The sequence below is a fragment of the Algoriphagus aquimarinus genome (assembly GCF_900112005.1).
Classification (GTDB): Bacteria; Bacteroidota; Bacteroidia; order Cytophagales; family Cyclobacteriaceae; genus Algoriphagus; species Algoriphagus aquimarinus.
This window is the reverse complement of record NZ_FOKK01000020.1, coordinates 26,394-51,766: the sequence shown is the minus strand read 5'-3', so window position 1 is coordinate 51,766 and position 25,373 is coordinate 26,394. Positions and strand designations below refer to the sequence as shown.

Annotated in this window: 19 protein-coding genes; 17 read left to right on the top strand and 2 right to left on the bottom strand. The window is 41.0% G+C overall.

The features are described from left to right. The first annotated feature begins 44 nt into the window (after positions 1–44). The 13 genes from BM291_RS19105 (at position 45) to BM291_RS19040 (ending at position 12,495) form a co-directional block, all read left to right on the top strand. Complete coding sequence (locus BM291_RS19105) at positions 45–761, top strand: T9SS type A sorting domain-containing protein (RefSeq protein ID WP_092900616.1); 717 nt, start codon at positions 45–47, stop codon at positions 759–761. A gap of 67 nt (positions 762–828) precedes the next feature. Continuing rightward, the gene (locus BM291_RS19100; RefSeq protein WP_175499749.1) at positions 829–1,737 is read left to right on the top strand and encodes an outer membrane protein assembly factor BamD; all 909 of its coding nucleotides are present in this window, start codon (positions 829–831) and stop codon (positions 1,735–1,737) included. Positions 1,738–1,757: 20 nt separating this feature from the next. Next, the gene (locus BM291_RS19095) at positions 1,758–2,072 is read left to right on the top strand and encodes a DNA-directed RNA polymerase subunit omega (RefSeq protein WP_092900612.1); all 315 of its coding nucleotides are present in this window, start codon (positions 1,758–1,760) and stop codon (positions 2,070–2,072) included. Between the two features lie 4 nt (positions 2,073–2,076). Next, complete coding sequence (coaBC, locus tag BM291_RS19090) at positions 2,077–3,285, top strand: bifunctional phosphopantothenoylcysteine decarboxylase/phosphopantothenate--cysteine ligase CoaBC (protein WP_092900609.1); 1,209 nt, start codon at positions 2,077–2,079, stop codon at positions 3,283–3,285. 243 nt (positions 3,286–3,528) lie between these two features. Then, complete coding sequence (porD, locus tag BM291_RS19080; protein WP_092900603.1) at positions 3,529–4,431, top strand: type IX secretion system protein PorD; 903 nt, start codon at positions 3,529–3,531, stop codon at positions 4,429–4,431. 39 nt (positions 4,432–4,470) lie between these two features. Next, on the top strand, positions 4,471–6,123 hold the full coding sequence (gene recN / locus BM291_RS19075; RefSeq protein WP_092900600.1) for a DNA repair protein RecN: 1,653 nt from the start codon (positions 4,471–4,473) through the stop codon (positions 6,121–6,123). An 85-nt stretch (positions 6,124–6,208) separates the two neighbouring features. Beyond that, positions 6,209–7,024 (top strand): enoyl-ACP reductase FabI, encoded by an 816-nt coding sequence (locus tag BM291_RS19070; protein WP_092900589.1) that lies wholly within the window; start codon positions 6,209–6,211, stop codon positions 7,022–7,024. 135 nt (positions 7,025–7,159) lie between these two features. Next, positions 7,160–8,749, top strand: a complete 1,590-nt coding sequence (locus BM291_RS19065) for an amidohydrolase family protein (protein WP_092900575.1) — start codon at positions 7,160–7,162, stop codon at positions 8,747–8,749. A 79-nt stretch (positions 8,750–8,828) separates the two neighbouring features. Next, the gene (locus tag BM291_RS19060; protein WP_092900572.1) at positions 8,829–9,629 is read left to right on the top strand and encodes an alpha/beta fold hydrolase; all 801 of its coding nucleotides are present in this window, start codon (positions 8,829–8,831) and stop codon (positions 9,627–9,629) included. Between the two features lie 149 nt (positions 9,630–9,778). Continuing rightward, positions 9,779–10,231 carry a MarR family winged helix-turn-helix transcriptional regulator gene (locus BM291_RS19055; protein WP_092900562.1) on the top strand — a complete coding sequence of 151 codons (453 nt, stop codon included), beginning with the start codon at positions 9,779–9,781 and terminating at the stop codon, positions 10,229–10,231. A 73-nt stretch (positions 10,232–10,304) separates the two neighbouring features. Further along, on the top strand, positions 10,305–10,832 hold the full coding sequence (locus tag BM291_RS19050; protein WP_092900559.1) for a YceI family protein: 528 nt from the start codon (positions 10,305–10,307) through the stop codon (positions 10,830–10,832). Positions 10,833–10,943: 111 nt separating this feature from the next. Beyond that, complete coding sequence (locus BM291_RS19045) at positions 10,944–11,894, top strand: ring-cleaving dioxygenase (RefSeq protein WP_092900556.1); 951 nt, start codon at positions 10,944–10,946, stop codon at positions 11,892–11,894. Next, positions 11,887–12,495, top strand: coding sequence for an alpha/beta hydrolase (locus tag BM291_RS19040; protein ID WP_092900689.1), 609 nt, complete (start codon positions 11,887–11,889; stop codon positions 12,493–12,495). Before BM291_RS19045 ends, BM291_RS19040 begins: the two co-directional genes overlap by 8 nt. A 404-nt stretch (positions 12,496–12,899) precedes the next feature. Here BM291_RS19040 and BM291_RS19035 read toward each other — a convergent pair whose 3' ends face one another. After that, entirely contained in the window at positions 12,900–15,929 is a 3,030-nt protein-coding gene (locus BM291_RS19035; RefSeq protein WP_092900545.1) for an SbcC/MukB-like Walker B domain-containing protein, read from the bottom strand. Next, positions 15,926–17,155 carry a metallophosphoesterase family protein gene (locus BM291_RS19030; protein ID WP_092900686.1) on the bottom strand — a complete coding sequence of 410 codons (1,230 nt, stop codon included), beginning with the start codon at positions 17,153–17,155 and terminating at the stop codon, positions 15,926–15,928. Before BM291_RS19030 ends, BM291_RS19035 begins: the two co-directional genes overlap by 4 nt. A 231-nt stretch (positions 17,156–17,386) precedes the next feature. Between BM291_RS19030 and BM291_RS19025 the strand changes: the two genes are divergently transcribed. The 4 genes from BM291_RS19025 (at position 17,387) to BM291_RS19010 (ending at position 25,325) form a co-directional block, all read left to right on the top strand. Continuing rightward, positions 17,387–17,935, top strand: coding sequence for a septal ring lytic transglycosylase RlpA family protein (locus BM291_RS19025; protein WP_092900542.1), 549 nt, complete (start codon positions 17,387–17,389; stop codon positions 17,933–17,935). An 81-nt stretch (positions 17,936–18,016) separates the two neighbouring features. Further along, on the top strand, positions 18,017–19,087 hold the full coding sequence (locus BM291_RS19020) for an efflux RND transporter periplasmic adaptor subunit (RefSeq protein WP_092900540.1): 1,071 nt from the start codon (positions 18,017–18,019) through the stop codon (positions 19,085–19,087). A gap of 3 nt (positions 19,088–19,090) precedes the next feature. Continuing rightward, complete coding sequence (locus tag BM291_RS19015; RefSeq protein WP_092900536.1) at positions 19,091–22,135, top strand: efflux RND transporter permease subunit; 3,045 nt, start codon at positions 19,091–19,093, stop codon at positions 22,133–22,135. Position 22,136: 1 nt separating this feature from the next. After that, positions 22,137–25,325 (top strand): efflux RND transporter permease subunit, encoded by a 3,189-nt coding sequence (locus tag BM291_RS19010; RefSeq protein ID WP_092900534.1) that lies wholly within the window; start codon positions 22,137–22,139, stop codon positions 25,323–25,325. Positions 25,326–25,373: the final 48 nt, after the last annotated feature.

Genomic DNA, 25,373 nt, shown 5'->3' with positions numbered 1-25,373 from the left:
GAATACAGTTACAAATACTGAAGGCGTATCGATTAAAACTCTACATGAAACGATTACTCATACTTTTTACATGGCTATGGCTATTAGCTCCGTTAATTGCGGAAGCACAGCAAGTGCGCGTGTTAAGTGAGGGCTTAGAATTTCGTGGAGATTTAGGCTCAACCCAGCGCAAAACAGTAATCCTTCAGAACGAGACGAACCAATCAAAAACTTATCTTCTTAAAAGTCTTCGAGGCAATATTGGTTCTTCCCAACGGGTGAAAATATGTATTGGAGAGCAGTGTTACGATCCTAAAAAAGACCTTGCGAAAATCAAGCTGACTTTAGAGCCTGGTGAATTGTTGACAGATTTGTATCTCGATTTCGAAATGGGAATTGTAGAAACTCGAGGTTCTTTCGATTTGTCATTTGTTAATGAAAGCAATCTAAGAGACTTGTTCGTCGTTGAAGCAAGATATGAAGTCGATGATCCAGCCATTAAGGTTGATGAATTTGACTATAAAGACATTGTACTTAGTGACGTCTATCCAAACCCAAGTGTGAGAATGGCTCAATTTGATTATAAATTCAAAAACCAGTCTGTTAAAGCCAGGATATCTATAAATAGTTTTATAGGTAACCCAGTGGCAGAATATACACTTGATCCTGAGCGAAATACACTGCCAATTAATGTGTCTGATTTCAATCCTGGGATTTATTTCTACACCCTTTTCTTGGACAATAAGAATATAGTGACCAAGAAGCTCGTTGTCAAGAAGTAAGACTTGACTATCCAGTCCTCATCCATTTGAATCCGAATAATTATCCCGTATATTTGCGGTCTTGAAAATGAAAATGCGCGTACAATCCATTCTATTACTGATTATCATACTTGCTGCAAGTTCCTGTGGCCCATTTAACAAGCTTGAGAAGAGCACTAACTGGGAGGAATTGTATGCTGGAGCAAACAAATATTATCAGGAAGGGGAATACAATAAAGCTATTATACTCTATGACAAGGTTTTACCTGTGATTAGAGGGAGTGAAAAGGCTGAATTGGCAGATTATAATTATGCCAATTGCCATTTCAAGACTAAGAGGTACATTGAGGCTGCTGGATATTTCAGTAATTTCTATAGAACATACAATAGGAGCCCTTTGGCTGAGGAAGCATTATTTATGAATGCATATGCCTTGTACTTGGATGCTCCAGATGCAAACCTTGACCAGCAAAGTTCTCAGGAAGCAGTTTCTGCTATACAGCAATTTGTGACCAAATTCCCAGCATCAGCCAGCTATGAGCGGGCGATGGAGATGCTAGTTGATTTGCAAGGAAGATTTGAAGAGAAGGCTTATATGGAATCATCCATGTATTATAGACTTAAAGATGGTCTGTATCCTGGTGATTTTTATCGTGCTTGCATTATAAATTTCCAGAATTTTGCAAAGGATTATCCTGAGAGTAAGCATAATGAAGAGCTTGCATACAAGCTAGTGGAAGTGAGTACTGGATATGCAGAAAATAGTGCATTCCTTAAAAAGGAGGAAAGATTGAAAGATGCATTGGCATTTGCTACGACATTTTATAGAAGATATCCAAGCAGTCCTTTTACTGGAAAGGTTGAGAAATTTGAGGCTGAAGCCAAAGAGGAACTTGATAAGCACCTAGTTTTGAAAGTGCAATATGCTGAACGTCTAGCTGAGCAAAAAGCAAAAGCATTAGAAAATAAGCCTGTAGAAAAAGTAGATAATAAATAGAAATATAATCAAATAAGAATATGGCAGTTAATCCATCCATCATTACAAGAGACCTTGATAAAATCGCCGATAAAACCGGTAATATCTATGAGTCTCTTCATATCGTAGGACAGAGAGCAAAGCAAATCTCCAATACATTGAAGGAAGAGCTTAATGCGAAGCTTTCCGAATTCGCTTCTACAGTTGATAATTTGGAAGAAGTATTTGAGAATAAGGAGCAAATCGAAATCTCTAAGTTTTACGAGAGAATGCCAAAGCCAAGTGCTCTAGCTCTAGAAGAATTCATAGAAGATAAAATCTATCATAGATTTCCAGAAGAACCAACGGGCGAGTAATCTTATGAGCCTCAAGGGTAAGAAAATCATATTAGGAGTTACTGGTAGCATCGCTGCCTATAAGTCCGCCTTCCTTACTCGTTTATTAATTAAAGCAGGAGCAGAAGTGCAACTCATTATGAGCACTTCTGCTTTTGATTTTATAACCCCGCTCACCTTAGCTACGCTTTCCAAAAGACCTGTTTTGAGCAAATTCCAAAAAGATGAAACTGGTGTCTGGAACAATCATGTAGAGCTAGGACTTTGGGCGGATTTATTTTTAGTAGCACCGATCAGTGCTAATACCTTAGCGAAATTTGCTAATGGTCTATGTGATAATTTGCTTTCTGCAACATACTTATCCGCCAGATGTCCAGTGATGGTAGCTCCAGCGATGGACCTAGATATGTATCAGCATCCTTCTGTTCAGTCCAATATTCAAAAATTAGAGTCCTACGGGAATATTATCCTTGATGCTGAATCAGGGGAATTAGCGAGTGGATTATCTGGTCAGGGGCGAATGATGGAGCCCGAACATATTGCTTCAAGAGTAGAAGAATTTTTTGCTGGAAATACAGATTTTAGCGGTAAAAAGGTGATGATCACCATGGGACCAACACAAGAAGCGCTTGATCCTGTACGGTACATTAGCAATCACTCGAGTGGAAAAATGGGACTCGCGCTTGCAGATGCCTTTCTATCCAGAGGAGCTGATGTCTTTGTGATCTCAGGGCCGATATCACTGAAAGTGAATAAGGATGCTTTCCATTGGAAGAATGTAAGGTCCGCAAAAGAAATGTATGACGCTGCTTCTGCAATCCATGATCAAATGGATATTTGTGTTTTTGCAGCAGCAGTAGCCGATTATGCCCCCGCAGAAATTGCTCCAGAGAAAATCAAAAAAAGTGATGCTTCTCTTTCAATTTCTCTTGTGAAAAATGTAGATATCGCGGCGAGTTTGGGTGCTAAGAAAAAGCAAAACCAAGTGCATGTAGGTTTCGCATTGGAAACAGAGAATGAAGCTAAAAATGCTCAGTTGAAGCTTTCCAAAAAGAATTTTGATGTTATTGTTCTCAATTCAATGAAGGATTCCGGAGCAGGATTTCAATTAGACACGAATAAAGTGCACATTTTCCATGCTTCTGGCTTATCAATACAATCAGACGTTGCTCCAAAAAAGCAGATTGCAGATCTTATACTAGATCAAATCAAAAATATCCCAGTTTGGGTTTGAGCATAGATATTTCCTTATTTTTAAGACTATGAAGTCGAGCTTGTTTTAAGTGATATTTGGAGGAATGATCCACCAACTCGAGATTCCTTCCGATAGCACTGATTTGGGTTACCTTTTGAAAGATAAATTTAAACACATGAAATCAAGCATGACTCAGGCGACACACAGAGGGATGGTTATAGTACATGCGAGATTCCTTCCGATATTTATCGGGTTGGCCTTTGACAATCAAATTATAAACAGATGAAAAAAGGATTTTTCCTACTTCTCTTCTTTTGCAATTCATTAATTGGCTTTTCTCAAGAGCTTAATTTCACGGTGATCATAAATAGTGATCGTGCTAGAATTCAGAATACAAATGTGTTTAGCCAAATGAAGACCAGTTTTGAGCAATTCCTCAATGGTAGGTCTTGGACTTCTGATGAGTTTCGTCCTGAGGAGCGGATCAAAGGAAATTTACTTATCACCATCAATGATGTGCCTCAGGTAGGGACCTACAATGCTACGGTCCAGATTCAGACTGTAAGGCCCGTGTACGGTACCAATTACGAAAGTCTAGTGTTTAATTTTGCAGATCGAAGCTGGAGTTTTGATTACATAGAATCTCAGCCGCTGGAGTTCAATCGATTCACTTATTTGAATAATATCAGCTCCTTATTAGCATTTTATGCACACATAGCTTTGGGCTTGGATTATGATTCCTTCGAAAGTCGAGGTGGGAGCGAGTTTTTTGCGGCAGCAAATGATATAGTAAATAACGCTCAACAATCAGGGCGGCCTGGTTGGGTTCAGAGCACTTCGGACCGTCGTAATCGTTATTCTTTAAACAACGATATTTATATATCTTCTGTGTTCTCAGTGATTCGTGATGCTTATTATTTGTATCATCGACAAGGATTAGATATCCTTCAGATTCGCCCAGAAGAGGCCTATACAAATATTCTTGAAGCAGTTCGGATTTTGGCATCTGCCAATAAAACACAGCCTAATGGAATCTTTACTATTTCATTTATGGATGCCAAAAGTGATGAGATTACCTCTATCATGAAAAATGCTTCTCTGGAGATTCGGACAGAAATTGTCCAGTTACTTTTGGAAATTGATCCTAATAATGCGAGAAAGTATAATGAGCTGCTGAAAAGCTAAGCTCGATTTTTTAGTTTTGCCCAAACGAACTCTTTACCCATGCTTAAATCTCTTAGCATTTCTAATTATGCTCTGATTGACCAACTGCACATGCAGCCAAGTCCAGCGCTTAGTATGATTACTGGCGAAACTGGTGCCGGTAAGTCTATTATGCTAGGCGCTGTCGGATTGCTTTTGGGAAATCGATCAGATACAAAAGTCTTGCTCCATGAGGATAGAAAGTGTGTCATCGAAGGAGTGTTCGATGTGGCTACTTATGGGTTGAAAGAATTTTTTGATCAGGCAGAGCTAGATTATGAGCCTACTTGTATTATACGTAGGGAGATTAGTCCTGCAGGGAAATCTAGATCGTTTGTGAATGATACGCCTGTGCTTCTGGATGCCTTGAAGACCCTAGGAAGCTATTTGATGGATGTGCATTCCCAGCATGACACCTTGCAACTGGGAGAAGGAAGTTATCAGCTTAGCCTTATAGATGCCTTTGCCCAGACTCAGCAGGAAGTCAAAAAATATAAAGCTGATTTTAAAACGTTTCAAACATCACAAAAGACTTACAATGAGCTAAACAAAAAAGCCGTTGAACTGCAAAAGGAAGCTGATTTCAATCAATTTCAATTGGAAGAATTGAGTGTATTAAGTTTGAAGGAAAATGAGCAGGCAGAACTAGAATCCACTCAGGAGATTCTCGAGAATGCGGAAGAAATCAAGCTAAAGATCAATGAAATGCTTAATCTATTTCAGGATGAGCAATTTGGTATCACTCAAGGTATGTCTCAAGTACAGCATGGTATGCAATCCTTGGAGCGCTTGGCGCATGTTTTTGCTTCCTTGAAAGAGCGTTTTCAAGCAGTAAATATTGAATTAAAAGATATAGAAGAAACACTTGGTGATGAAGATAGTAGGGTAGAAGTTGATTTTGAGCGATTGGATGAAATCAGAGATAGGCTTAGCAAAATCTACCAACTTCAGAAGAAGCATGGAGTAGCGTCAGTAGAAGAACTGATGAAGTTGGAAAGAGCATTGGCGGATAAGGTTTTCCAGTTTCAAAACCTGGATGAAACGCTGGCCAAAGCCAAACAAGAGCTTGAAGAAAGCAGAGCAAAAGTGGCAGATTCAGGAAAGGCTCTTCGCAAAAAAAGGCAAGCTAGCTTTGCGAATTTTCAGAATTCTCTTGAGAATTTACTCGGAGGATTGGGGATGGAGAATTCCAAAGTTGTGATGGAGCATAAATCCATAGAACCAGCTTCAAATGGAATAGATGAGATCGAATTGTTATTTTCTGCCAACAAAGGATCTTCTCCTCAGCCATTGAAGAAAGTGGCTTCTGGTGGAGAGTTTTCTAGGTTGCTTTTTGCTATCAAATACTTGATGGCAGATAAGATGGCAATGCCTACACTTATTTTTGATGAGATTGACACGGGGATTTCTGGGGAAGTAGCGTTGAAGATGGTTGGGATGATGCAGGATATTTCGAAGAAACATCAGGTGATTTGCATTACTCACTTGCCACAAGTCGCAGGTCAAGGTGATCTTCATTATTATGTTTTCAAAGATAACTCTTCTGAAAAAACCGTTAGTAAGATAAAGTTGCTTGATACAGATGAGCGTGTGCTAGAGCTGGCCAAAATGATCTCAGGAGCTTCACCGTCTGCATCTGCTATAGAAAGTGCCAAAGAGTTGCTACGGCGGTAATTCGTGCATTACATCAATTTAGGGGCTTGAATGATTATTTTTTCCTATTTTTGGACAATATTTTTGAAAATAACCCCCTAGCTATATGCCAGATAATTTGCTAAAAGGAAAACTGGGAATCATTACCGGTGCTCTTGATGAGAACTCAATTGCGTGGAAAACAGCGCTTAAAGCGAAAGAGCAAGGAGCAAGATTTGTATTGACCAATGCGCCAATTGCCATGCGTATGGGCGCTATCAATGAGCTTGCGAAGGAATGTGACACTATCGTCATTCCTGCGGATGCAACGAGCACAGAAGATATCGAAAAGCTCTACACAGAAGCTAAAGAGTATCTTGGAGGAAACTTTGATTTTATTCTACATTCCATCGGAATGTCTCCAAATATCAGAAAAGGAAGGTCTTATGGAGATCTGAACTATGATTGGGCGATGAAGTCTTACGATGTGTCTGCAATCTCTTTTCACAAGATGATGCAAGTAGCCGAAAAACAAGATGTGATGAATGAGTGGGGATCGATCGTCGGTCTTTCTTATATCGCTGCACAAAAAGTTTTCCCTTTCTACACTGATATGGCTGATGCCAAAGCTTTACTTGAAAGCATCGCACGTGGTTATGGATATAGATTTGGTAAGCTGAAAAAAGTAAGAGTGAACACGATTTCTCAATCTCCTACCAAAACAACGGCAGGAACTGGGATTGGCGGGTTTGATTCCTTTTACAATTTTGCTGAATCACTTTCTCCATTGGGTAATGCTTCCGCTGAAGCCTGTGCTGAATATATCGTAACGATGTTCTCTGATTACACTAGATTAGTAACTATGCAAAACCTCTTCCATGATGGGGGATATTCCTGCACAGGAATCTCTGAAGATATTATGGAGAAGTTCAAGGATTTATAAATACCACCAACAATCCTTAAAAACCCTCTGGAAATTTCCTTAGGGCTTTTTTTGTGTGTTTGCTGCTCATCCTATTTCGATTTTTTGTTGCGACTTTTTGGCTTAACTTATTGAGCTTAATCAGGCCTCAGCACTATGAAAAAAAGACTTTTACTCCTTGCCATTTTTGGCTTATACCTTTCCTTTTCTTCTTATTCTCAAATAGAATCTGCACCCGACCGAGACGAAGGCGATGGGCAATACGGACGATTGATATTAAGAGGAGTGATCTTGATCGATGGTACAGGAGCGCCACCTGTTGGCCCAGTAGATATTGTAGTGGAGAAAAATAGAATTGCCCAAATTCAAGTTGTCGGATATCCAGGAATGCCGATCAATGAAAGCCGTAGGCCGAAGGCTGGTCCAGATGATAAGGTTTATGAGTTGGAAGGACATTACCTGCTTCCAGGGTTTGTGGATTCTCACGGCCATATTGGAGGCCGTGGACAAGGAACTCCTGCGGAATATGTATTCAAACTATGGATGGCTCATGGCATCACGACTATTCGTGACCCTTCAGCTGGAAATGGGTTGGATTGGGTGCTGGATCAAAAGAAACGGTCCGCAGCCAATGAAATTACTGCGCCTAGGATTATGGCTTACACAAGTTTCGGACAGGGTGCGAAAGCTCCAATCACGACTGCTGAGCAAGCAAAAGCCTGGGTAAATGAGAATGCGAAAAAAGGAGCAGATGGAATTAAGTTTTTTGGCGCAAATCCAGAAGTAATGGAAGCTGCGATAGCTGAAAATAAAAGAATTGGCCTACGCTCAGCGATGCACCATCAGCAGTTGGATGTGGCTCGTTGGAATGTGATAAATTCAGCCAAAGCAGGTCTGACTTCAATGGAGCACTGGTACGGATTGCCTGAAGCGCTTTTTGAAGATCGCACGATTCAGGATTTCAGGTTGGATTATAATTATCAAAATGAGCAGCACCGTTTTGGTGAAGCAGGGAAACTTTGGAAGCAAGCCGCTAAGCCAGGTTCTGAGCATTGGAATAAGGTGATGAATGAATTACTTGAATTGGATTTCACACTCGATCCGACTTTTAATATCTATGAAGCCAATCGTGACATGATGCGAGCGCGTACAGCTGAGTGGCATGATGTCTATACTTTGCCTTCGCTTTGGCGATTCTACGCGCCCAGTCGCCAATCTCACGGTTCCTACTGGTTTGATTGGACTACTGAGGAAGAGGTTCAGTGGAAAGAGAATTACAGACTTTGGATGACTTTCGTAAATGAATACAAGAATAAAGGAGGCAGAGTGACAGCAGGTTCTGATTCTGGGTTTATTTATCAGCTCTATGGTTTTGCCTATATCCGAGAGTTGGAATTGCTTAGAGAAGCTGGTTTTCATCCGCTAGAAGTACTACGTTCAGCTACTCTTTATGGGGCTGAATTGCTTGGGATGGAAAAGGAAATTGGATCTGTGGAAGTAGGAAAGTTGGCGGATTTTGTGATTTTGGAAGAGAACCCGCTGCAAAATCTGAAAGTACTTTATGGAACCGGAGCGATCAGAATTGATGATAATAATGAACCAATTAGAGTAGGTGGCGTAAAGTACACCGTAAAGGATGGTATTGTCTATGATGCTAAGAAGCTTCTGGAAGATGTGAAAGCGATAGTGGACAAGCAGAAAGCTGTAGAAGGATACACCATCACCCAGCCAGGTTTAGATTGGTAAAATAAAATTGAATTTAGAATAGAGTTAATTCAGTCAACTCAAGTATTCTATCGACTGATAACTCAAAAACAAAAACAGAATGCCTCAGATCAATGTAAATGGAGTTAATATTTTCTACACGGATCAAGGAAATGGAGAGGAAACCATTGTCTTCTCTCATGGATTGCTTTGGAGCCACAAAATGTTTGCTGATCAAATTGAATTCCTCCAACCGCGGTTTCGTGTGATTGCCTATGATCATAGAGGGCAAGGACAAAGTGAGGTCACTGGGCCATTTGATATGGATACCCTATCGGAGGATGCTGCAGAACTAATCAAAGAATTGTGTGTAGGGCCAGTTCATTTTGTGGGACTATCAATGGGAGGGTTTATTGGGATGAGGCTTGCAGCTCGATTTCCAAAACTGATTAAAAGCCTTATTCTCTTGGAGACTTCTGCTAACTCGGAGCCAGTTGAGAATCTTCCCAAATACAAAACCCTTAATGGTATAGTGAAATGGCTTGGTGTAATACCGCCAGTTGCCAATAAGGTCATGAAAATCATGTTTGCTGATAGTTGGCTGAATGATCCGATAAACTCTGAGAAAATAGATTTTTGGAAGTCTCAGTTGAAATCAAATAAAAAGAGTGTTGTAGGGGCAGTTGATGGGGTGATTTATAGGAAGGGAATCGAAAACGAACTTGGAGATATTTCCTGCCCGACCATGGTAATTGTAGGTGATGAGGATGTGGCTACTACGCCAATCAAAGCCAAGTTTATTCAAATGAGTATCTTGAAGGCAAGATTGCATAGAATTCCAGGAGTTGGCCATAGTAGCTGTATAGAAAAGCCTAAGGAAATCAATAGATTGATAGGTGATTGGCTGATCGAGAAAAGTTAATTATTTTTTCATAATCACAAGAATTTATGTCTAAAGGCCTCTTTGAGGTCTTTTTTCATTTGGTTTAAAAAAAAAGTTTACTCAATTGAAACCTTTTGCTATATTTACATGTATATACATTAAATACAATAACAAAAGATATAATTGATATGGGAAGTCTAGAAGAAGCAATCAAGCAGAAGGAGTTCAAAGACCCATATAATAAATTAGTGGTCAATCTTCTTTTCACACACAGCTATATGGTGTCGGCTCAAAATGGAATTTTAAAACCTTTTGATCTTTCTCCAGAGCAATACAATGTGCTTAGGATTTTGAGAGGACAAAATGGAGTCCCTACGACAGTGTCTTCTATACAGGATAGAATGCTCAACAAAATGTCGAATGCCAGTCGTCTGGTGGATAAATTGAAAGCTAAAGAGTTGGTAGAAAGAAGAGAATGTCCAAGTGATCGTCGTCAAGTGGATATTCTAATCACTGAGAAAGGACTTCAAATACTGAACGATTTGCACATTCATATGGAAGGATTTAATAATCAAGTCATCAATTTGAGTGAAGAGGAAGTGATTTTGATGAATAATCTTCTGGACAAATTACGAGGATAAAAAATTTTACACTAATACGTGTATATACATTTAACATCAATACAAATAAAATTTAACTAAAACATAACAAGCTATGAGTACTACAAAATGGATTATCGACCCTACACACTCTGAAGTGTCTTTTAAAGTAAAACACTTAGTGATTTCTACAGTGACAGGTTATTTCAGAGAATTCGAAGGAGCTGCAGAAAGTTCTTCTGATGATTTCGAAGGAGCAAGTGTTTCTTTCTCCTCCGCTATTAGCAGTATAGACACTAATCAAAAAGATAGAGACAATCATTTGAAGTCTGCTGATTTCTTTGATGCAGAGAATCATCCTAAATTGACTTTCTCAGGTAAAATCACAAAGGACGGTAGTGATTACAAGTTAGTTGGTGATTTGACATTAAGAGAAACTACAAAAAATGTTGAATTCAATGTTGATTTCGGAGGAGTTGCAGGTGATCCTTACGGACAAACCAAAGCTGGTTTTGAAATCGAAGGTAAAATCAACAGAAAAGATTTCGGTCTTTCTTGGTCAGCAGTGACTGAAGCTGGAAGCATAGTAGTTAGTGATCAAGTTCGCTTGATATTGAATATTCAGCTTGTAAAGCAGGCTTAATCAGAATAGAAATTCCCGATGGCTATATAGGCTGTCGGGATTCTAAGGTCTCATTAAAGTCGTTTAGATCTCGAAGGTTTTAAATTACATTTAACATTTTCCCTACATACCATGAAACCATTAATCACTGGAATCCATCATATCACTGCGATAGCTGGAAACCCTCAAGCAAATATAGATTTCTACACCGGGATCCTTGGATTGAGACTGGTGAAGAAGACAATCAATTTCGATGCGCCTGGTGTTTATCATTTCTATTTTGGAGATGAGTTGGGACGGCCAGGAACAGTGTTTACCACGTTCCCATTTACTGGCGCCCGTAAAGGAACCAAAGGAGCTGGTGAGGTTACTTACACAGCCTTTTCTGTTCCGGCGGGATCATTGGATTATTGGATAGATCGATTGAAAAAATATGGAATACCAGTCTCTGATATCCTGACGAGATTTGGTGCTCAGTTGATCAGATTCGAAGACCACGATAGTATGGGGATAGAATTGGTAGCCAATGATCAGGATGACAGAACAGGTTGGTCTTATGGCCAAGTGCCAATAGAGCATTCTATCAAAGGATTCTATGGAGCTACCTTGAGCTTACGAGCTAAGGATTTGACTGAAAAATTGCTTACTGAGCATATGGACTATCATTTCATAGGAGAGGAAAATGGAAGATTCCGATACGGTACAGCTGGGAAGCCTGGCGATATCGTAGATATCGTGATCGATAAATCTGGAAACCGTGGTCTGCAAAGTGCTGGGACAGTTCATCACATTGCCTTCAGAACAGAGAATGCTGCCTCGCAACTTCAGGTTCAGGAGATCTTGATGCGAAATGGCTATCAAGTCACAGAGGTAAAGGATAGAAACTACTTTACGTCGATTTATTTCCGTGAACCGGGAGGAGTTTTGTTCGAAGTGGCTACCGATGAACCAGGATTTGCGATTGATGAGGATGAAGCTCATTTAGGTGAATTGATCAAATTGCCAAAATGGGCTGAACCTAATCGTGCAAAACTAGAAGAGAGTTTAGCGCCAGTTAAGTTAAATGTTGAAGATTATGACTAAGATAAAAACAGCAGGCTTACCCTTGTCTGAGACTAAAAAAGCTGCAATTCTCATTCATGGAAGAGGTGCAAGTGCAGAGAGTATTCTTTCACTTTCACAATACCTTTCCTTAGATGATTATGCGCTATTGGCACCAGAAGCTGAAGGTGGCTCTTGGTATCCTTATAGCTTTATGGCTCCGGATTCTGCAAATCAATCTGCTTTAGCTAAATCCTTAGAAACGATCAGAGTAGTATGGAATCAAGTGATAGAAGCAGGTATTTCTCCAGAAAATGTGGTGTTCATTGGCTTTTCTCAAGGAGCTTGTCTGAGTCTTGAATTTGCGGCGCAAAATGCCCAAAAGCTAGCAGGTGTTATAGCCTTTACTGGTGGTCTAATTGGTGAGAAGATTCTGGAAGAGAAGTATTCCGGTGCTTTTGAGGGTACACCTGTTTTTATTGGAAGTAGTGAAAAAGACGTTCATGTACCACTTTCTAGAATTAAAGAATCAGAAACCCTACTGAGCAGGATGGGTGCAAAAGTGAAATTGTCAATATTCAAGGACTCAAATCATACCATCCGCAAGGAGGAGATTGATTGGGTAAATGGAAATATATTGTAAATAGGTTTTCTTACTTACGAAAATCCTCTGGCAGTTTGTCAGAGGATTTTTTTTGCTCGAAAATTAACGGCATAAGAATCAATCTTGATTTTTTGTTTAATTTTTACCGCAAAGTTCACAGAATTTACTCGGAGGACACAGCTGAACAACTTCTCAGGAAGCTGGACTTAAACTATCTTTCCATCGAGGGTTGTGAAAGTTGATTTCAAAAATTGGTTTAAATTAATCTTTCACACTCCTTTGAGTTAAAAAGACTTTCAACTGCCTATATATCACTCTATTTTGTCCTGTTTTTTTATTAATAATTATTTTATAATTCACTGATAATCAGTAATTAGATGTGCTGTTAAATATATTGCTCAATGTACTAAGTGATTTTACGAAGTACACTAAGAAAAATATATCTAATAGGAATAACTCACCTGAGATCCTCGTTCTGGATCGAGTTCTATATTCGCGAAGACTCCGATTTCCTGCTGCAGATCTTCCACATGACTGATGATCCCGACGATACGATTTTCATGGCGAAGTGACTTGAGTGTTTCAAAGACCACCCTAAGCGCATTCTTATCCAAAGCTCCAAAGCCTTCATCCATAAAGAAGAAACTTTGATCTGCTTGGTTGAGGGCTTTTACTTTCTCAGCAAGTGCCAAAGCAAGACAAAGTGAAGCCTGGAAAGTCTGTCCGCCTGAGAGTGTTTTAAGTAGTCTCTTCTTACCGCCATTCAGGTAATCAATCACCCAGAAAGTATTATTGTCATCGATGTCTAAACTCAGTTGGTTTTTGCAGAGCTTCATAAAACGCACATTGGCTGTGTTGCATAGTTCCTTGAGGTAAATGGAACTCACGAACTTCACAAAACCACTACCTCGGAACATATTGTCCAGCTCTTTGAGATAGCTTTCTCTGATTTCCAGTTTGGCGAAGTCTGCCTGATGAACCTTTTTTTCGTCTAGTTTTCTGGTGGTTTCTTGAATCTCTTTATCAAGTAAAAGCACTTGTTTTTGAAAGGACTCAGCATTGATTTTTAAGTTTTGGAATGAACTGGTAAGTTCTTGGAACGCTTCTTCCTGATAAGCAACGACTCCTTCTTCAGCTTCCAGTTCCTGAATTCTATTCTCAGCAATGGCGAGTTTCTGGTCGAACTGAGTGATCTCACGAGCTACTTTCTCAGCATCAATCGAGTGTTGGAACAAGTGGATCAAACGCTCCTCATCCGTGAATCCATACTGAAGTTTCAACCCTTCAAAATCTGATTTTAGCTTTTCTAGCTTGGTAGAACTTTGATCACGAAGGTGCGTGAAATTGATCAGATCAGCTAAATTCTTATCTGTCACACTGCGTTTCTCCCGTAAGTGTTTCTGTTTTCCCTCAAGTAGTTGAAGTGCCTCTTCGATATCTTTTTCAACCTTATCTATAGCAGTTTGGATTTGATTTGTTTCTCTAGCGAAAAATTGCTTGCAGAAAGCCATGTCTCTGATTTCTTCTTTTTTGGAGGAAATGTTGGACTGCACAGATTGCAGCTTTAATTGTGCTTGTTGCAATTCTTTTTCGGATTGATCAATTAGGATGCGCTCAGAATCCCAGTTTTTACGAAGTGATTTTACTTCTTGAAGCAATTTTTCTCGAGTTTGAGAGCTATGCTCTATCGCCTGTATTTTGGCTAAAAGCTCTTCATGCCCCTCAATTCCAATTTGCGCTAAGCTACTTTTTATGGAGCTGAGGTTTTGCTCTGTTTCTTGGAGTTCAATGCCTTTGATACTAGCGCCTTTTTGATGATTTTCTAGCTGAAAGGCCACTTCACTGTAGTTGGATTTTGACGTATGAATCTGTTCTAGGAGTAGCTTGGCTTGTCCTATTTGAAGATCTTTTTGTGCTAAGCCGCTTTGATCATTTCCTTCAAGCGGATTGGGATGTTCTAGCGCTCCGCAAAGTGGACATGCCTCTCCATTGTGAAGCAAATGAACATGGGCGGCAAGTCCCTGCTTTTGCATCAAGAGATCACGCTGTTTCTCTAGTTCTAGAATAGTTGTTTTCTGAGTAATCAACCATGTTTCGAACGAACTTTCATTAGCAGGAATACTGATTTTCAGAGAAGCTAGTTGCCTTTTGAAAGTTTCAATTTCCTGAGTTATTTCATTTGATTCCAATTGAATTTTACTCAATTGATTTTCTGCCTGCTTCCAGTCTTTTGCCGAACTCATCAGATTGGCTAAGACGGAGCTATCTGTTGCACTGATCTTTTCAGCTTCGCTTTCTAGCTCCGCGATTTTTGTTTCTAATGCCTTCTGAGCTTGTTTTTTGCTTTCTATTGTTGGTTGCAAATTGAGCAGTATAGCATTTGCATGCTCGCGCTGCGTTTCTAGGGTTTGAATTTCTATGACTTTTTTCAAGTCACGGATTTTACCCTCTCGTTGCGGTCTTTCCTTGTTTTTCGCTTTTAGATCGGCTTCTTGCTCTTCAAGCTCCGCTACTTCTTTGGCAAACGTAATTTTGAAGCGCTCACAATCAATCACACTTACTTTAAATTGCTCCAAAGACGCTTTAGTGTCCTCAATATTTTCCCAAATTGGTCGAAGATAGGTTTTGGCAGTGATGAATTCTGAATGGAGCTGACGCTGTTTTTCTATCTCAGGGCGTAGTGATACAAGATTTTCTTGTTCGGCTCTGAACTTTAATAATTGCTGATTTTTTGCTCTTAGATTTTCTAGTAATCTGACTTCATTTTCTACATATGTTAGTTTTAGCGAGGCTTCGGTAGCCTGAGTTTGTATTTCAGCGAATTGACTCTTCTTTTCAGTGAGAATATCTAATGAGTATTCCTCCAGTCCTTGCAATTGAGTTTCTAGGCGGATTTTCTGCTCTTTGAGAGTTTTTAGAAGTAGACCTGTTTTAAAAGATAGATCAAATCGCTCCAAACCAAAAAGCTCCTTCATCATCTTCGCCTGATCGATGGGCTTTTGATCGATGAACTCACGGAATTTCCCCTGTGGAATGATCACCGTCTGCTTGAAGTGCTCCTTTCGCATGCCAACGATCTCCTCAGCTCTCGCAAATATAGGTTCCCAGTTTCCATCTACTTTTTCATAAAAAGTATGTTCTGCAGGTTTGATGTCATCGAAATTCTTCGAATTTCTCTTCGCTGAATAACGAGCCAAATAGGTTTTAGCATTATTTTTACCTGAGCTGAATTCAAAATTCAGAAGCAGTAGATCACTCTGAAGATTGACCATACTGTTCTTTTCTCCCCGATCGGACAGGCGTTCAGTGCTACCATATAGCGCTAACAACACAGCTTCCAAAATGGAAGATTTACCGCTTCCTACTGCGCCGAAAATTCCAAATAATCCAGCAGCTGTGAGCTTGTCAAATTCTATTGTCTGTTTCTCTTTGTAGGAATACAATCCCTGTATGTCGAGTTTAATAGGAATCATGCTTGGTCGTTTTGGCTGATGACTTCTTTGAAGATGGTAAGTAATTCTTCGTTGGGCTCTTGACCCTTGTCACTTTGGTAGAAAAGCTTGAATAAACTTTCCATGTCTTTTCCCAGATCTTCCACCTTCAGATTTTGATTTTCCCTGCCCAAAGGGTTTTTGATCTGCGGAATCAAATTCACAATTCCATCGTGTCCTTTTATGATTGCTTTTCGGGTTGCTGCTTCGATGGAGCTTTCGGTGATGTAGGTCAATTCCACAAAGCAATAAGGATTCTCTTCTAGCCAGGCTAAAGTTTCAGGAAGATTATCGAATGTTTTACGATACAGCGGTCTTCCTTCGGCCAATCCAATTGGACTATAGCTTACAGGCTTCCCCGGTTCTGCTTCGATGATCACTACTTGCTTTTGCTGTTCGGCTTCGCTGAAGGAGTATGCGAGAGGAGAACTTGAATACACTACTGGGCAATGCTCGTGTCCGACAGCGTGATAGCGATGCAAATGTCCCAATGCTGCGTACTGGGTTTGCGCTGGGATATTTCTGGTGTATAGTGCTTGGGTTCCGCCCACATGGAGAATCGGTCGCTCAGATTCTGGCTCGGCTTCCGGTTTTTCTCCTTCTTTCATAAAGAAAAAATGTCCTGCGAAAAGATTAACGCCTTGCTCATCGCAATACTGATCTGCGATTTTCTTCCAATTTTCTTCCATCAAGTTGCGGAATTCCTCCTCACGATCTCCTTCGCCTAGGTATGTTTTCATCGATACCTCATTGGCGTATGGAGCCAAGATAATTCGAACTGGAAAATCAAATTTGGGCAGTTTCATTTCCACAAAACCTTCTGCAGCTTGTGTGATTTCTATGCCATTATCAAGTTTTCCAGTTGGGATGACTGTGTCATATTTTCCATAGAAAAAAATACCCATCTCACGAGCCAGAGGATCTGGAGCTTCGACAAACTGCGTACTGTCATGGTTTCCTGAGATGGCGATAATCGGCCGTTTTCCTCCATTCGTCAGTCTTCGAAGTGATTTGTAGAGCAATTCCACCGCTTCATGGCTGGGATTGAAGGTGTCAAAGATATCTCCAGCCAGTAGAATCAAATCTACATTTTCCCGATCAGCTATTGTTCTGATTTCTTCCAAAACTAGTTTTTGCTCCTCAAGCCTGGAGAATTCCTGTAGTCTTTTTCCCAAATGCCAATCTGCTGTATGGAGGATTTTGAACATGCTTTTCATCAAAAAAGAATTAATAAGTATATCTGAAATGGAACTAGTAAAAGACAAAAAGTGACGTCAACGATGTTTAAAACTAATATTGTCGCTACTTCGGTCACTCGTCTGCGGTCTTCCGTCCGGTAAATCAAAGAAATGATGGTTAATGGCACCATTTCGGATAATTATATAAGTGATTAACTAAGTTACTTCAGTGAAGCACTTACTGCAAGCCATTTGATACAAATGACATTAATTGGCATCTTTATTGAAAAGGCAGGCGATAATTCATATCACCCTATGTGGAATTGGTTTCTTATTTTAGTTGCTGCACTCATTCCAGAGTATGCACAGCCTGAGATGGCTGTAGATGCTTTGCTGATTCAGGAAGGTACGGCCAGTTTTTATGGACGCAGATTTCATTTGAGAAAGACTTCAAATGGAGAGGTTTTTCACATGGACAGCTTAACTGCGGCTCACAAGACGTTACCCTTTGATACTCGAATCAAGGTTACAAGACCTGACACAGGCGAATTTGTATGGGTGAGGATCAATGATAGACTTCCGAAAAACTCCAGGAGGGTAGTAGATTTATCTAGAGCTGCAGGTACTCAATTAGGCCTTCTTCATGATGGAATTGCCTCAGTACGTATCGAGGTTGAGAATCTAGCAGAGATAGACCGACTTATTGAATACTTTGGAGATACACCTCCAATAACTATGCGTTTACGTCCTGTGGATGATGCTATTAATCCTCCATTTGTGAAAATTGACAAGTCAATTCCTGATTTTTAGAATCATTAACATCCTTTCTACAATAAAGACTTTGAGATTGAATAATTAGTTAGTTTCTTATTACCTGAAACTACTATTTAAATGAAAAACTTCCCTCTCATACTTTTCGGTTTTTTAATAGTCCTATTTTCTGCCTGCAAAGAAGATAAGGAAAAGGTCGAAGAAGCTCCCACAGAATCCTTTCGAAACGAAGTTGCCGCCACTGAAGTGAATATCGCTACTGCGGAGCGCAAAAGCTTCGATTATCTCATTCCAGCGACTGGCAAACTTGAAGCTGGAGCCGAAGTTCTGGCTGTGATTGAGCAGGCTGGTTATCTCCTCGAAGTAAATGTCCGAGAAGGGCAGTTCGTCAAGAAAGGTGATGTCATTGCCAAGCTGGATCCTACTGAGCCAGAGTTTAGGCTAGAAAAAGCTAAAATCTCCCTTCGAAATGCCAATGCAGTATATGAATCTGACAAGTTGGGTTTTGAGACCTTATTTGCTTCTGATAAAACTGAGCAAAAGGGAGTCGTAGATGAGCAGCTCAAAGCAAAATCAGGTGTTTTCCTTGCCGAAGTGGAGTTGAGAGAAGCACAGATGAGTTTCGATAGAAGTGTAGTAAAAGCGCCAATCTCCGGTCAAGTGGCCGATCTTAAATATAAAGCTGGAAGTTTAGTAGGTTCCAATGAAGTGCTTTGTCAGGTGTTGGGGACCAGTCAGTTTATCCTAAAAGTAAAAGTGCTTGAATCTGATATTAGTTTTATATCTATTAATCAGAAAGCAGAAGTTTATCCGATTTCAAATACCCAAACAGCATTAGAGGGAAGAGTAACTGGTATCAATCCTAAAGTAGATGAATCTGGTCTGGTGCAGGTTTCGATTACGCTTGCGGCCAACAAAGCTTTGCTGCCGGGCATGAATGCCAGAGCTATTATCCGCGCTCCACAAAATAATTCTTTGGTTGTACCAAAAGATGCACTGGTCTATAGATCAGGCAGGGCTGTGGTATTTACCATAGAAAACAAGGAATCCAAATGGAACTACGTGGAGGTGGGTAAAGACAATGGGGAGGAAGTGGAGATTCTTGATGGAATCGAGGAAAACAGTACGGTAATCACGACCAATAACCTTCAACTTGCGCATCAGGCTCCGGTTCAAATTATAAAAAAATAAGCCATGGTTAGATTTTTACTGGCCCGGCCGATTGCAGTTTTTATGACTTTTATGGCGCTGATGGTTTTTGCCTTCATCGTCTTACGTACACTGCCAATTTCGCTTTTGCCTCCGATCGATGTACCGCAGATAGTGGTGAAGGTCAGTTATCCAAATGCCTCTCCGGAAGCTATCGAACAAAATGTACTCAGTCCAATACGTGAGGGATTGATTACTTTGAATGGCCTGGAGGAAATGGATTCCAAGGCAGGATCCGAAGTGGGGACGATTCGATTGACCTTCGACTACAGAACCAAGATGGAGTTGGCCTATATCGATGTCAATGAAAAAATAGATCGTCTTACGAATTCTCTGCCAGAAGATCTAGGACGTCCCGAAGTCATCCGAATCAACACCTCTGATATTCCTGTTGCGCGAGTGCAGGTGGTGCCAAAAGAAGGAGCAGACGAAGTGGAGGTGAGTCTCCTTGCGGAGAATGTTCTGAAGAAAAGAATTGAGCAGTTGCCAGGAGTATCTCTGGTAGATATCAATGGCAAAAAGGAGCGCATTATCACAGCAAAGCCAAATGAAGAAGCGTTGGCAGCGCTGGGAATGACGCAGCAAAACGTGATCTCTGCCATTCAATCAGGCAATAGAGAGCTTGGTGGGATATCAGTTAAAGACGGTCAATTCCGCTACTACCTACGCTTAGCGACGCGAGTAGACACACCGAAGGATATTGAGAGTTTGCCTGTGGCGGCTCCTTCAGGAGTAGTCATTCCACTGGGCAAACTTGCTGAAGTAAACTATGAGACTGAAGAGACGCTTGGTTACCATCTTTTCGGAACTCAGGAAAGTTTGGTCATTACGGTACACAAGCAGGCTTCCGCCAAAATGAATGAGCTGATTCCTGAGCTGAAAAAATCACTGGAATTGTTCAAGGAGGATTACCCTCTGGTAGAGTTTGAACTGACTCAAGATCAATCAAATCTGCTGAATGCTGCGATTTCCAATTTGGAAACTTCCTTGCTTTTCGGAGGTGTTTTCGCTTTCGCAGTACTCTTTCTCTTCATGAAAGACTACAGACTTCCGCTGATTATCGGCGTTAGTTTACCGTCTTCCTTGCTGATATCATTCTTGATTTTCTACTTTTTTGATCTTTCTATTAATATCATTTCGCTTTCAGGTCTAGCACTCGGAATAGGGATGCTGATCGATAATGCGATCATCGTCTTAGACAATATCACACGCAAACGAGAGAGTGGTTTACCGCTTTTCGAAGCTTGTGTGGAAGGCGTGGATGAGGTAATGGGCGCTTTGATCAGTTCTGTACTTACTACCTTAGCGGTATTTGTACCGCTGGTCTTTTTGAGTGGGATTTCTGGAGCCTTGTTCTTTGATCAGGCCGTGGCGGTGACGGCGATTCTATCGGTTTCTCTAGCAGTGGCTTTTATCCTGCTTCCTATGCTTTATTTCTTGATGTTTTCGCGGAGCAAAAAAGCCTTCGATGACGGTGAAGGAGCCTTTTTCACCAAGGTTTTAGGAATGTATGAATTTGGCTACCGCAAGGTATCCGGGAATAGAAAAGTGGCTATGCTGGTGTTTTTGCTACTGATTCCGCTTGGTTTGGGAATTAGTCAATTGTTGGAAACAACTGGTTTGCCAGAGATCGAAAAGCTGGATGCTACGCTGGATGTGGATTGGAGCGAACCGATTTCCGCTGCTGAAAACAAAGATCGTGTGGTGACCTTATTGAAAAGTTTGGAAGGAAGGTATTCTCAAGCAGAAGCTGACGTTGGAGTGAAGCAGTTCTTGCTTTTTGATGGAGAGAATTCCATTCAGCAGTCCTTGCTTTATTTCCTTTTCCCAACAGTAGAAGAGAAAGAAGCTGCTATTATGGAATTGGAAGCAACTTTGAAGAAGAATTACCCAGAAGCGTCTTTTACCCTTGGCGATGCGCCAAATGCTTTTGATCAGTTATTCAGTTCGAACATGCCATTTTACGAAGTGAGATGGAAAGATCTGGGTGCGAAAGAGCCAGTTCCAGAGGAAAAGATGGATCCTTGGCTCAGTCAGTTTCCAACGCAGGAATGGGAGCGTGGTCCAGGATTGCAGAAGGAAGCTTCAGTGGTTTTCACGCTTCGAGCGGATAAAATGGCGACTTATCAAATCCCTGTGAGCAGCATCCAAGATCGCATTGCAATGCTTTTTGGAAGTTATCCTATCGCAGATATCAGACGATTTGGGGAAATCACTCCAATTCGACTTAAAGAGCCAAATGCTCGATTTGAAGATATACTACGCAATACCAGAGTGATTGCCTCGGATACAACTTCTTACATGCTAGGTGAATTTGTGGAGTATAACTACGAAGATCATTACAAATATGTGACTGCTGACAAGGGCGGGATTTATCAATCGCTCAATGTGACTGCTGAGAATCCAGATGAGAATGCCAGTGAATATCTTCGCTGGGGTCAGGAGAAAAACCTGGGCATGACGGTGGTAGGTCAGTATTTCAAAGACAAAGAAAATATCCGTCAGCTCATCGGCATCTTGTTGATTTCGGTATTGCTGCTGTACTTTATTTTGGCTGCGCAATTTGAGAGTTTTATTCAGCCATTGATTGTAGTATTTACCCTTCCTTTGGGGATCGGAGGTGCATTTTTAGTTCTCCTTATTTTCGGAGCTTCGCTGAATGTGATGTCTGCGATAGGTCTGGTCGTGATGCTGGGGATCATGGTGAATGATGCGATTTTGAAAATCGATACGATCAATCGACTTCGCGTAACTTATGTAGAGTCAGACACGATTTCGGCTGTTGAAGCGCTGGAAATGGCACTTCACAAAGCTGGACAGATTCGTCTCAAGCCGATTTTGATGACTTCGATTACTACGATTTTGGCATTGATACCGATCGTGTTTAGTAGTGGTTTGGGAGCCGATTTGCAGCGGCCTTTGGTGTTTGCAGTGATCGGAGGTTTGACGATAGGTACGATCACAGCCTTGTATTTTGTGCCTTTGGCTTACTGGTTTACTGTTTCTAAAAAATCATTGAAAGCGACTTGATATGACTCCATTCAGAATTCTGATAGTCTTTGTAGTCGTATCAATCCTTGGATTGGCGGTGATTCCTATGCTTTCTGTGGATTTGAATCCGAAGGAACGGGCGCCGATTTTATCTGTCTCATTTGGGATAAGCAATGCTTCTCCAGAAATCGTGGAGAAACTGGCTACATCGCCATTAGAGGGCGCTTTTTCCCGTCTGACTGAGCTTAAGGAAATCAAATCAACTTCCAATTATAACGGCGGGTATATCACGCTGACTTTCGATAAGAAGTCGGATATGGAGATGAAGAAGTTTGAAATCTCTTCTATGATCCGACAGGTTTATCCCCAGATGGACTCTAGGGTGAGTTATCCCACAGTTGCACAATCGTCTCAGGAGAGATCAGACGATAAAACCCCAATTTTGACCTATAGTGTGAATGGCCCATTCGCTTCTTTTGAGATCAAGAAAATAGCAGAAGATATCCTAAAGCCAGCATTGACCCGCTTCGAGGAAGTGGAGGACGTGAGAGTGCTCGGGGCAAATGATCTGCAGCTATTCGTGACTTATGATATCCAAAAGATGCAAGCTTTTGGAGTTACTAAAAATCAACTGGATGGTAGTATCCGAAGTGCATTTGGATTGACATTCCCAGGCGCTGTGATGAACAATCAGGGCAAGACGCTTTTCGTACAAGTGGATCGCTCGCTCAAGGAGAAGGATCAATTGGAGAACTTGGTCATAAGCGAAATGGATGGTATGGAAATCCGGCTTCGTGATGTGGCCAGCTTGACTTTGGAAGAAGCAGAACCAACCAGATACTATAGAATCAACGGGAATAACTCAGTAACACTTACCATCTACAATCGAGATGGAGTAAATAAGGTCCTGCTGGCTCAAAATCTAAAGCTTGCCATCAAAAATGCAGGGGAATTGCTTCCTGCCGGCTTTGAAGTTCGATTGGAGAATGACGACACTGAGTTTTTAGAAAAAGAACTGAATAAAATATACAAGAGATCTGGACTATCGATCCTGATTTTGGTGGTTTTCATATTTCTGATCAATAGAAATATAAAGTACCTGAGTATTCTCTTTTTGGGAATTGTGGCAAATCTAAGCCTTTGCGCCATCGTGCTCTATTTCCTCAAGGTTGATATTCACCTCTATTCCTTGGCGGGTTTGACGATTAGTTTTGGCTTGATCGTGGACAATGCGATCATTATGATAGATCACCTGCACAAACATAAAAATCGTCGGGTTTTCTTGGCGCTTTTGGCTGCTTCAATGACAACCATTGCGGCGCTGATGATCGTCTTTTTCCTACCAGAAGAGGAAAGAAAAAACCTGTCTGAATTCTCTATTGTCGTTTCGGTAATGCTGGGAATTTCGCTGCTGATTGCCTTAGTTTTTACTCCGGCTTTCTATCAGGTGATGTTCAAAGAATCAGTCAATCAAGGGCGGAAGTTGACTATGCCTAAATTACGGAAGCGTGTTAAAGCTTTGCGCAGCTACGAAAGAGGAATTGGCTGGACAGCGAAATACAGGAAGACATTTCTTGTGTTTTTGATTTTGCTTTTTGGACTGCCGGTATTTTTTCTCCCTGCCAAATGGGAAGACCAGGAATGGTACAATAAAACCGTAGGAAACACCTTCTATCAGGAGGAAATCAGGCCATACTTAGATAAAGCACTGGGCGGATCCATGCGCATGTTTGTGCGTGGTGTATATGAAAAAAGTGGTTATCGAGAGGCTGCAAAGACTAGACTCTATGTCAACTGCCGATTGCCTTTTGGGAATACGCTGGAGCAAATGGACTTTATCATGCGGGAGTTTGAGTCCTATCTAAAGGATGTGGAAGGGATCGATCAATTCGTGACTTCGGTGTTCTCTGGGCAAAGTGCTAGGATAGAAATCACTTTTAAGGAAGCTTACGAAAGTGGGGCTTTGCCTTACCAGCTGAAGGGCAAACTTTCTGTGAAATCTACGGATTGGTCTGGAGCGCAGTGGAATGTGTATGGAGTGGGCCAAGGGTTTTATACAGGAGGTTCAAGCGATCAGATACCAAGTTATCGAGTGAAAATGAAGGGCTACAATTTTGACGAATTGGAGCGACAGGCAAATGTACTAGCTGAGAAGCTTTTGGCGCATAAGCGGATTCAGGAAGTGAAAACCAATGAGCGCGCGGGTTATGGTGAGCAGAAAACGGAAGAATACGTCCTTCGTCTCGATCAAGGTAAAATGGCATTAGGACAGACTAATCAATTCGAAGTGATCACTGCCTTGCAGGATATGTCCAAGCCTCAGAATACTTCGACTATGTTGACCTTGGAGAATCAAAACTATGGTCTCATGGTTCGTGAGCGTAAGTCTGGAGATTTTAGCAAGTTTGACCTGGAGCAAAAAGGGCTAATCGGTGGAGAAAACCGAGTTTTCAAAATCTCCGATTATGGTACGTTGACGAAGGAGACTACCACCAATTCCCTCAACAAAGAAGATCGACAGTATATCCGAATTGTTGCATTTGAGTACATGGGATCAGGGAAGTTTGGTGGCGAATACCTCGATGAGGTGCTCGATGAGATGAAGCAGATTATGCCGATTGGTTATGAAGCTAAGAGGGATTCTTATAATTGGAATTATGATCAGCAAAAGCGACAATATTCTTTATTGGCTTTGCTGATCGTAGGAATATTTATGATTTGCGCAGTATTGTTTGAGAATTTGAAACAGCCGATTTACATCATCGTGATCATCCCGATTAGTTTTATTGGCCTGTTTTTGATCTTTTCACTCTTCGATTTCTATTTCGATCAGGGTGGTTATGCCGCCTTTGTGATGCTGGGAGGATTGGCTGTTAATGCTGGGATTTTCATTGTCAATGATCTGAATAATAGAAGTCAAGGGCTTTACAATAGAAATGTGTTGAAGTCCGTAGCTGGAAAGGCCATTCCGATATTGCTTACGATTATGTCCACCTGTTTTGGTTTGATTCCATTTATCATGGAAGGTCAAAACGAGATTTTCTGGTTCTCACTGGCGATAGGGACGATTGGCGGATTGGTATTCAGTATGCTTGGGGTGTTTTGGGTGCTGCCGGTGTTGCTATGGAAGAAAGGCGCTGTTGAAAGCACATTGTCTCCCGCCAAGGCGCAGAGGCGCAAATGGTTTTTCTCGCGGCGGCGCGGCGACGCAGCGTTAGATAACCTTTGAGGTTATTTTGAACCTCGAAGGTTTTACAGATGAAAAATTTGATGTCTT

Bases quoted from the DNA above. Each gene is read 5' to 3' on its own strand.
- BM291_RS19040 (WP_092900689.1), top strand. From the start codon at position 11,887: ATGACTAAGATAAAAACAGCAGGCTTACCCTTGTCTGAGACTAAAAAA.
- BM291_RS19065 (WP_092900575.1), top strand. From the start codon at position 7,160: ATGAAAAAAAGACTTTTACTCCTTGCCATTTTTGGCTTATACCTTTCC.
- BM291_RS19010 (WP_092900534.1), top strand. From the start codon at position 22,137: ATGACTCCATTCAGAATTCTGATAGTCTTTGTAGTCGTATCAATCCTT.
- BM291_RS19095 (WP_092900612.1), top strand. From the start codon at position 1,758: ATGGCAGTTAATCCATCCATCATTACAAGAGACCTTGATAAAATCGCC.
- BM291_RS19045 (WP_092900556.1), top strand. From the start codon at position 10,944: ATGAAACCATTAATCACTGGAATCCATCATATCACTGCGATAGCTGGA.
- BM291_RS19025 (WP_092900542.1), top strand. From the start codon at position 17,387: ATGACATTAATTGGCATCTTTATTGAAAAGGCAGGCGATAATTCATAT.
- recN (WP_092900600.1), top strand. From the start codon at position 4,471: ATGCTTAAATCTCTTAGCATTTCTAATTATGCTCTGATTGACCAACTG.
- BM291_RS19060 (WP_092900572.1), top strand. From the start codon at position 8,829: ATGCCTCAGATCAATGTAAATGGAGTTAATATTTTCTACACGGATCAA.
- BM291_RS19050 (WP_092900559.1), top strand. From the start codon at position 10,305: ATGAGTACTACAAAATGGATTATCGACCCTACACACTCTGAAGTGTCT.
- BM291_RS19055 (WP_092900562.1), top strand. From the start codon at position 9,779: ATGGGAAGTCTAGAAGAAGCAATCAAGCAGAAGGAGTTCAAAGACCCA.
- BM291_RS19015 (WP_092900536.1), top strand. From the start codon at position 19,091: ATGGTTAGATTTTTACTGGCCCGGCCGATTGCAGTTTTTATGACTTTT.
- coaBC (WP_092900609.1), top strand. From the start codon at position 2,077: ATGAGCCTCAAGGGTAAGAAAATCATATTAGGAGTTACTGGTAGCATC.
- BM291_RS19100 (WP_175499749.1), top strand. From the start codon at position 829: ATGAAAATGCGCGTACAATCCATTCTATTACTGATTATCATACTTGCT.
- BM291_RS19030 (WP_092900686.1), bottom strand. From the start codon at position 17,155: ATGTTCAAAATCCTCCATACAGCAGATTGGCATTTGGGAAAAAGACTA.
- porD (WP_092900603.1), top strand. From the start codon at position 3,529: ATGAAAAAAGGATTTTTCCTACTTCTCTTCTTTTGCAATTCATTAATT.
- BM291_RS19035 (WP_092900545.1), bottom strand. From the start codon at position 15,929: ATGATTCCTATTAAACTCGACATACAGGGATTGTATTCCTACAAAGAG.
- BM291_RS19020 (WP_092900540.1), top strand. From the start codon at position 18,017: ATGAAAAACTTCCCTCTCATACTTTTCGGTTTTTTAATAGTCCTATTT.
- BM291_RS19070 (WP_092900589.1), top strand. From the start codon at position 6,209: ATGCCAGATAATTTGCTAAAAGGAAAACTGGGAATCATTACCGGTGCT.
- BM291_RS19105 (WP_092900616.1), top strand. From the start codon at position 45: ATGAAACGATTACTCATACTTTTTACATGGCTATGGCTATTAGCTCCG.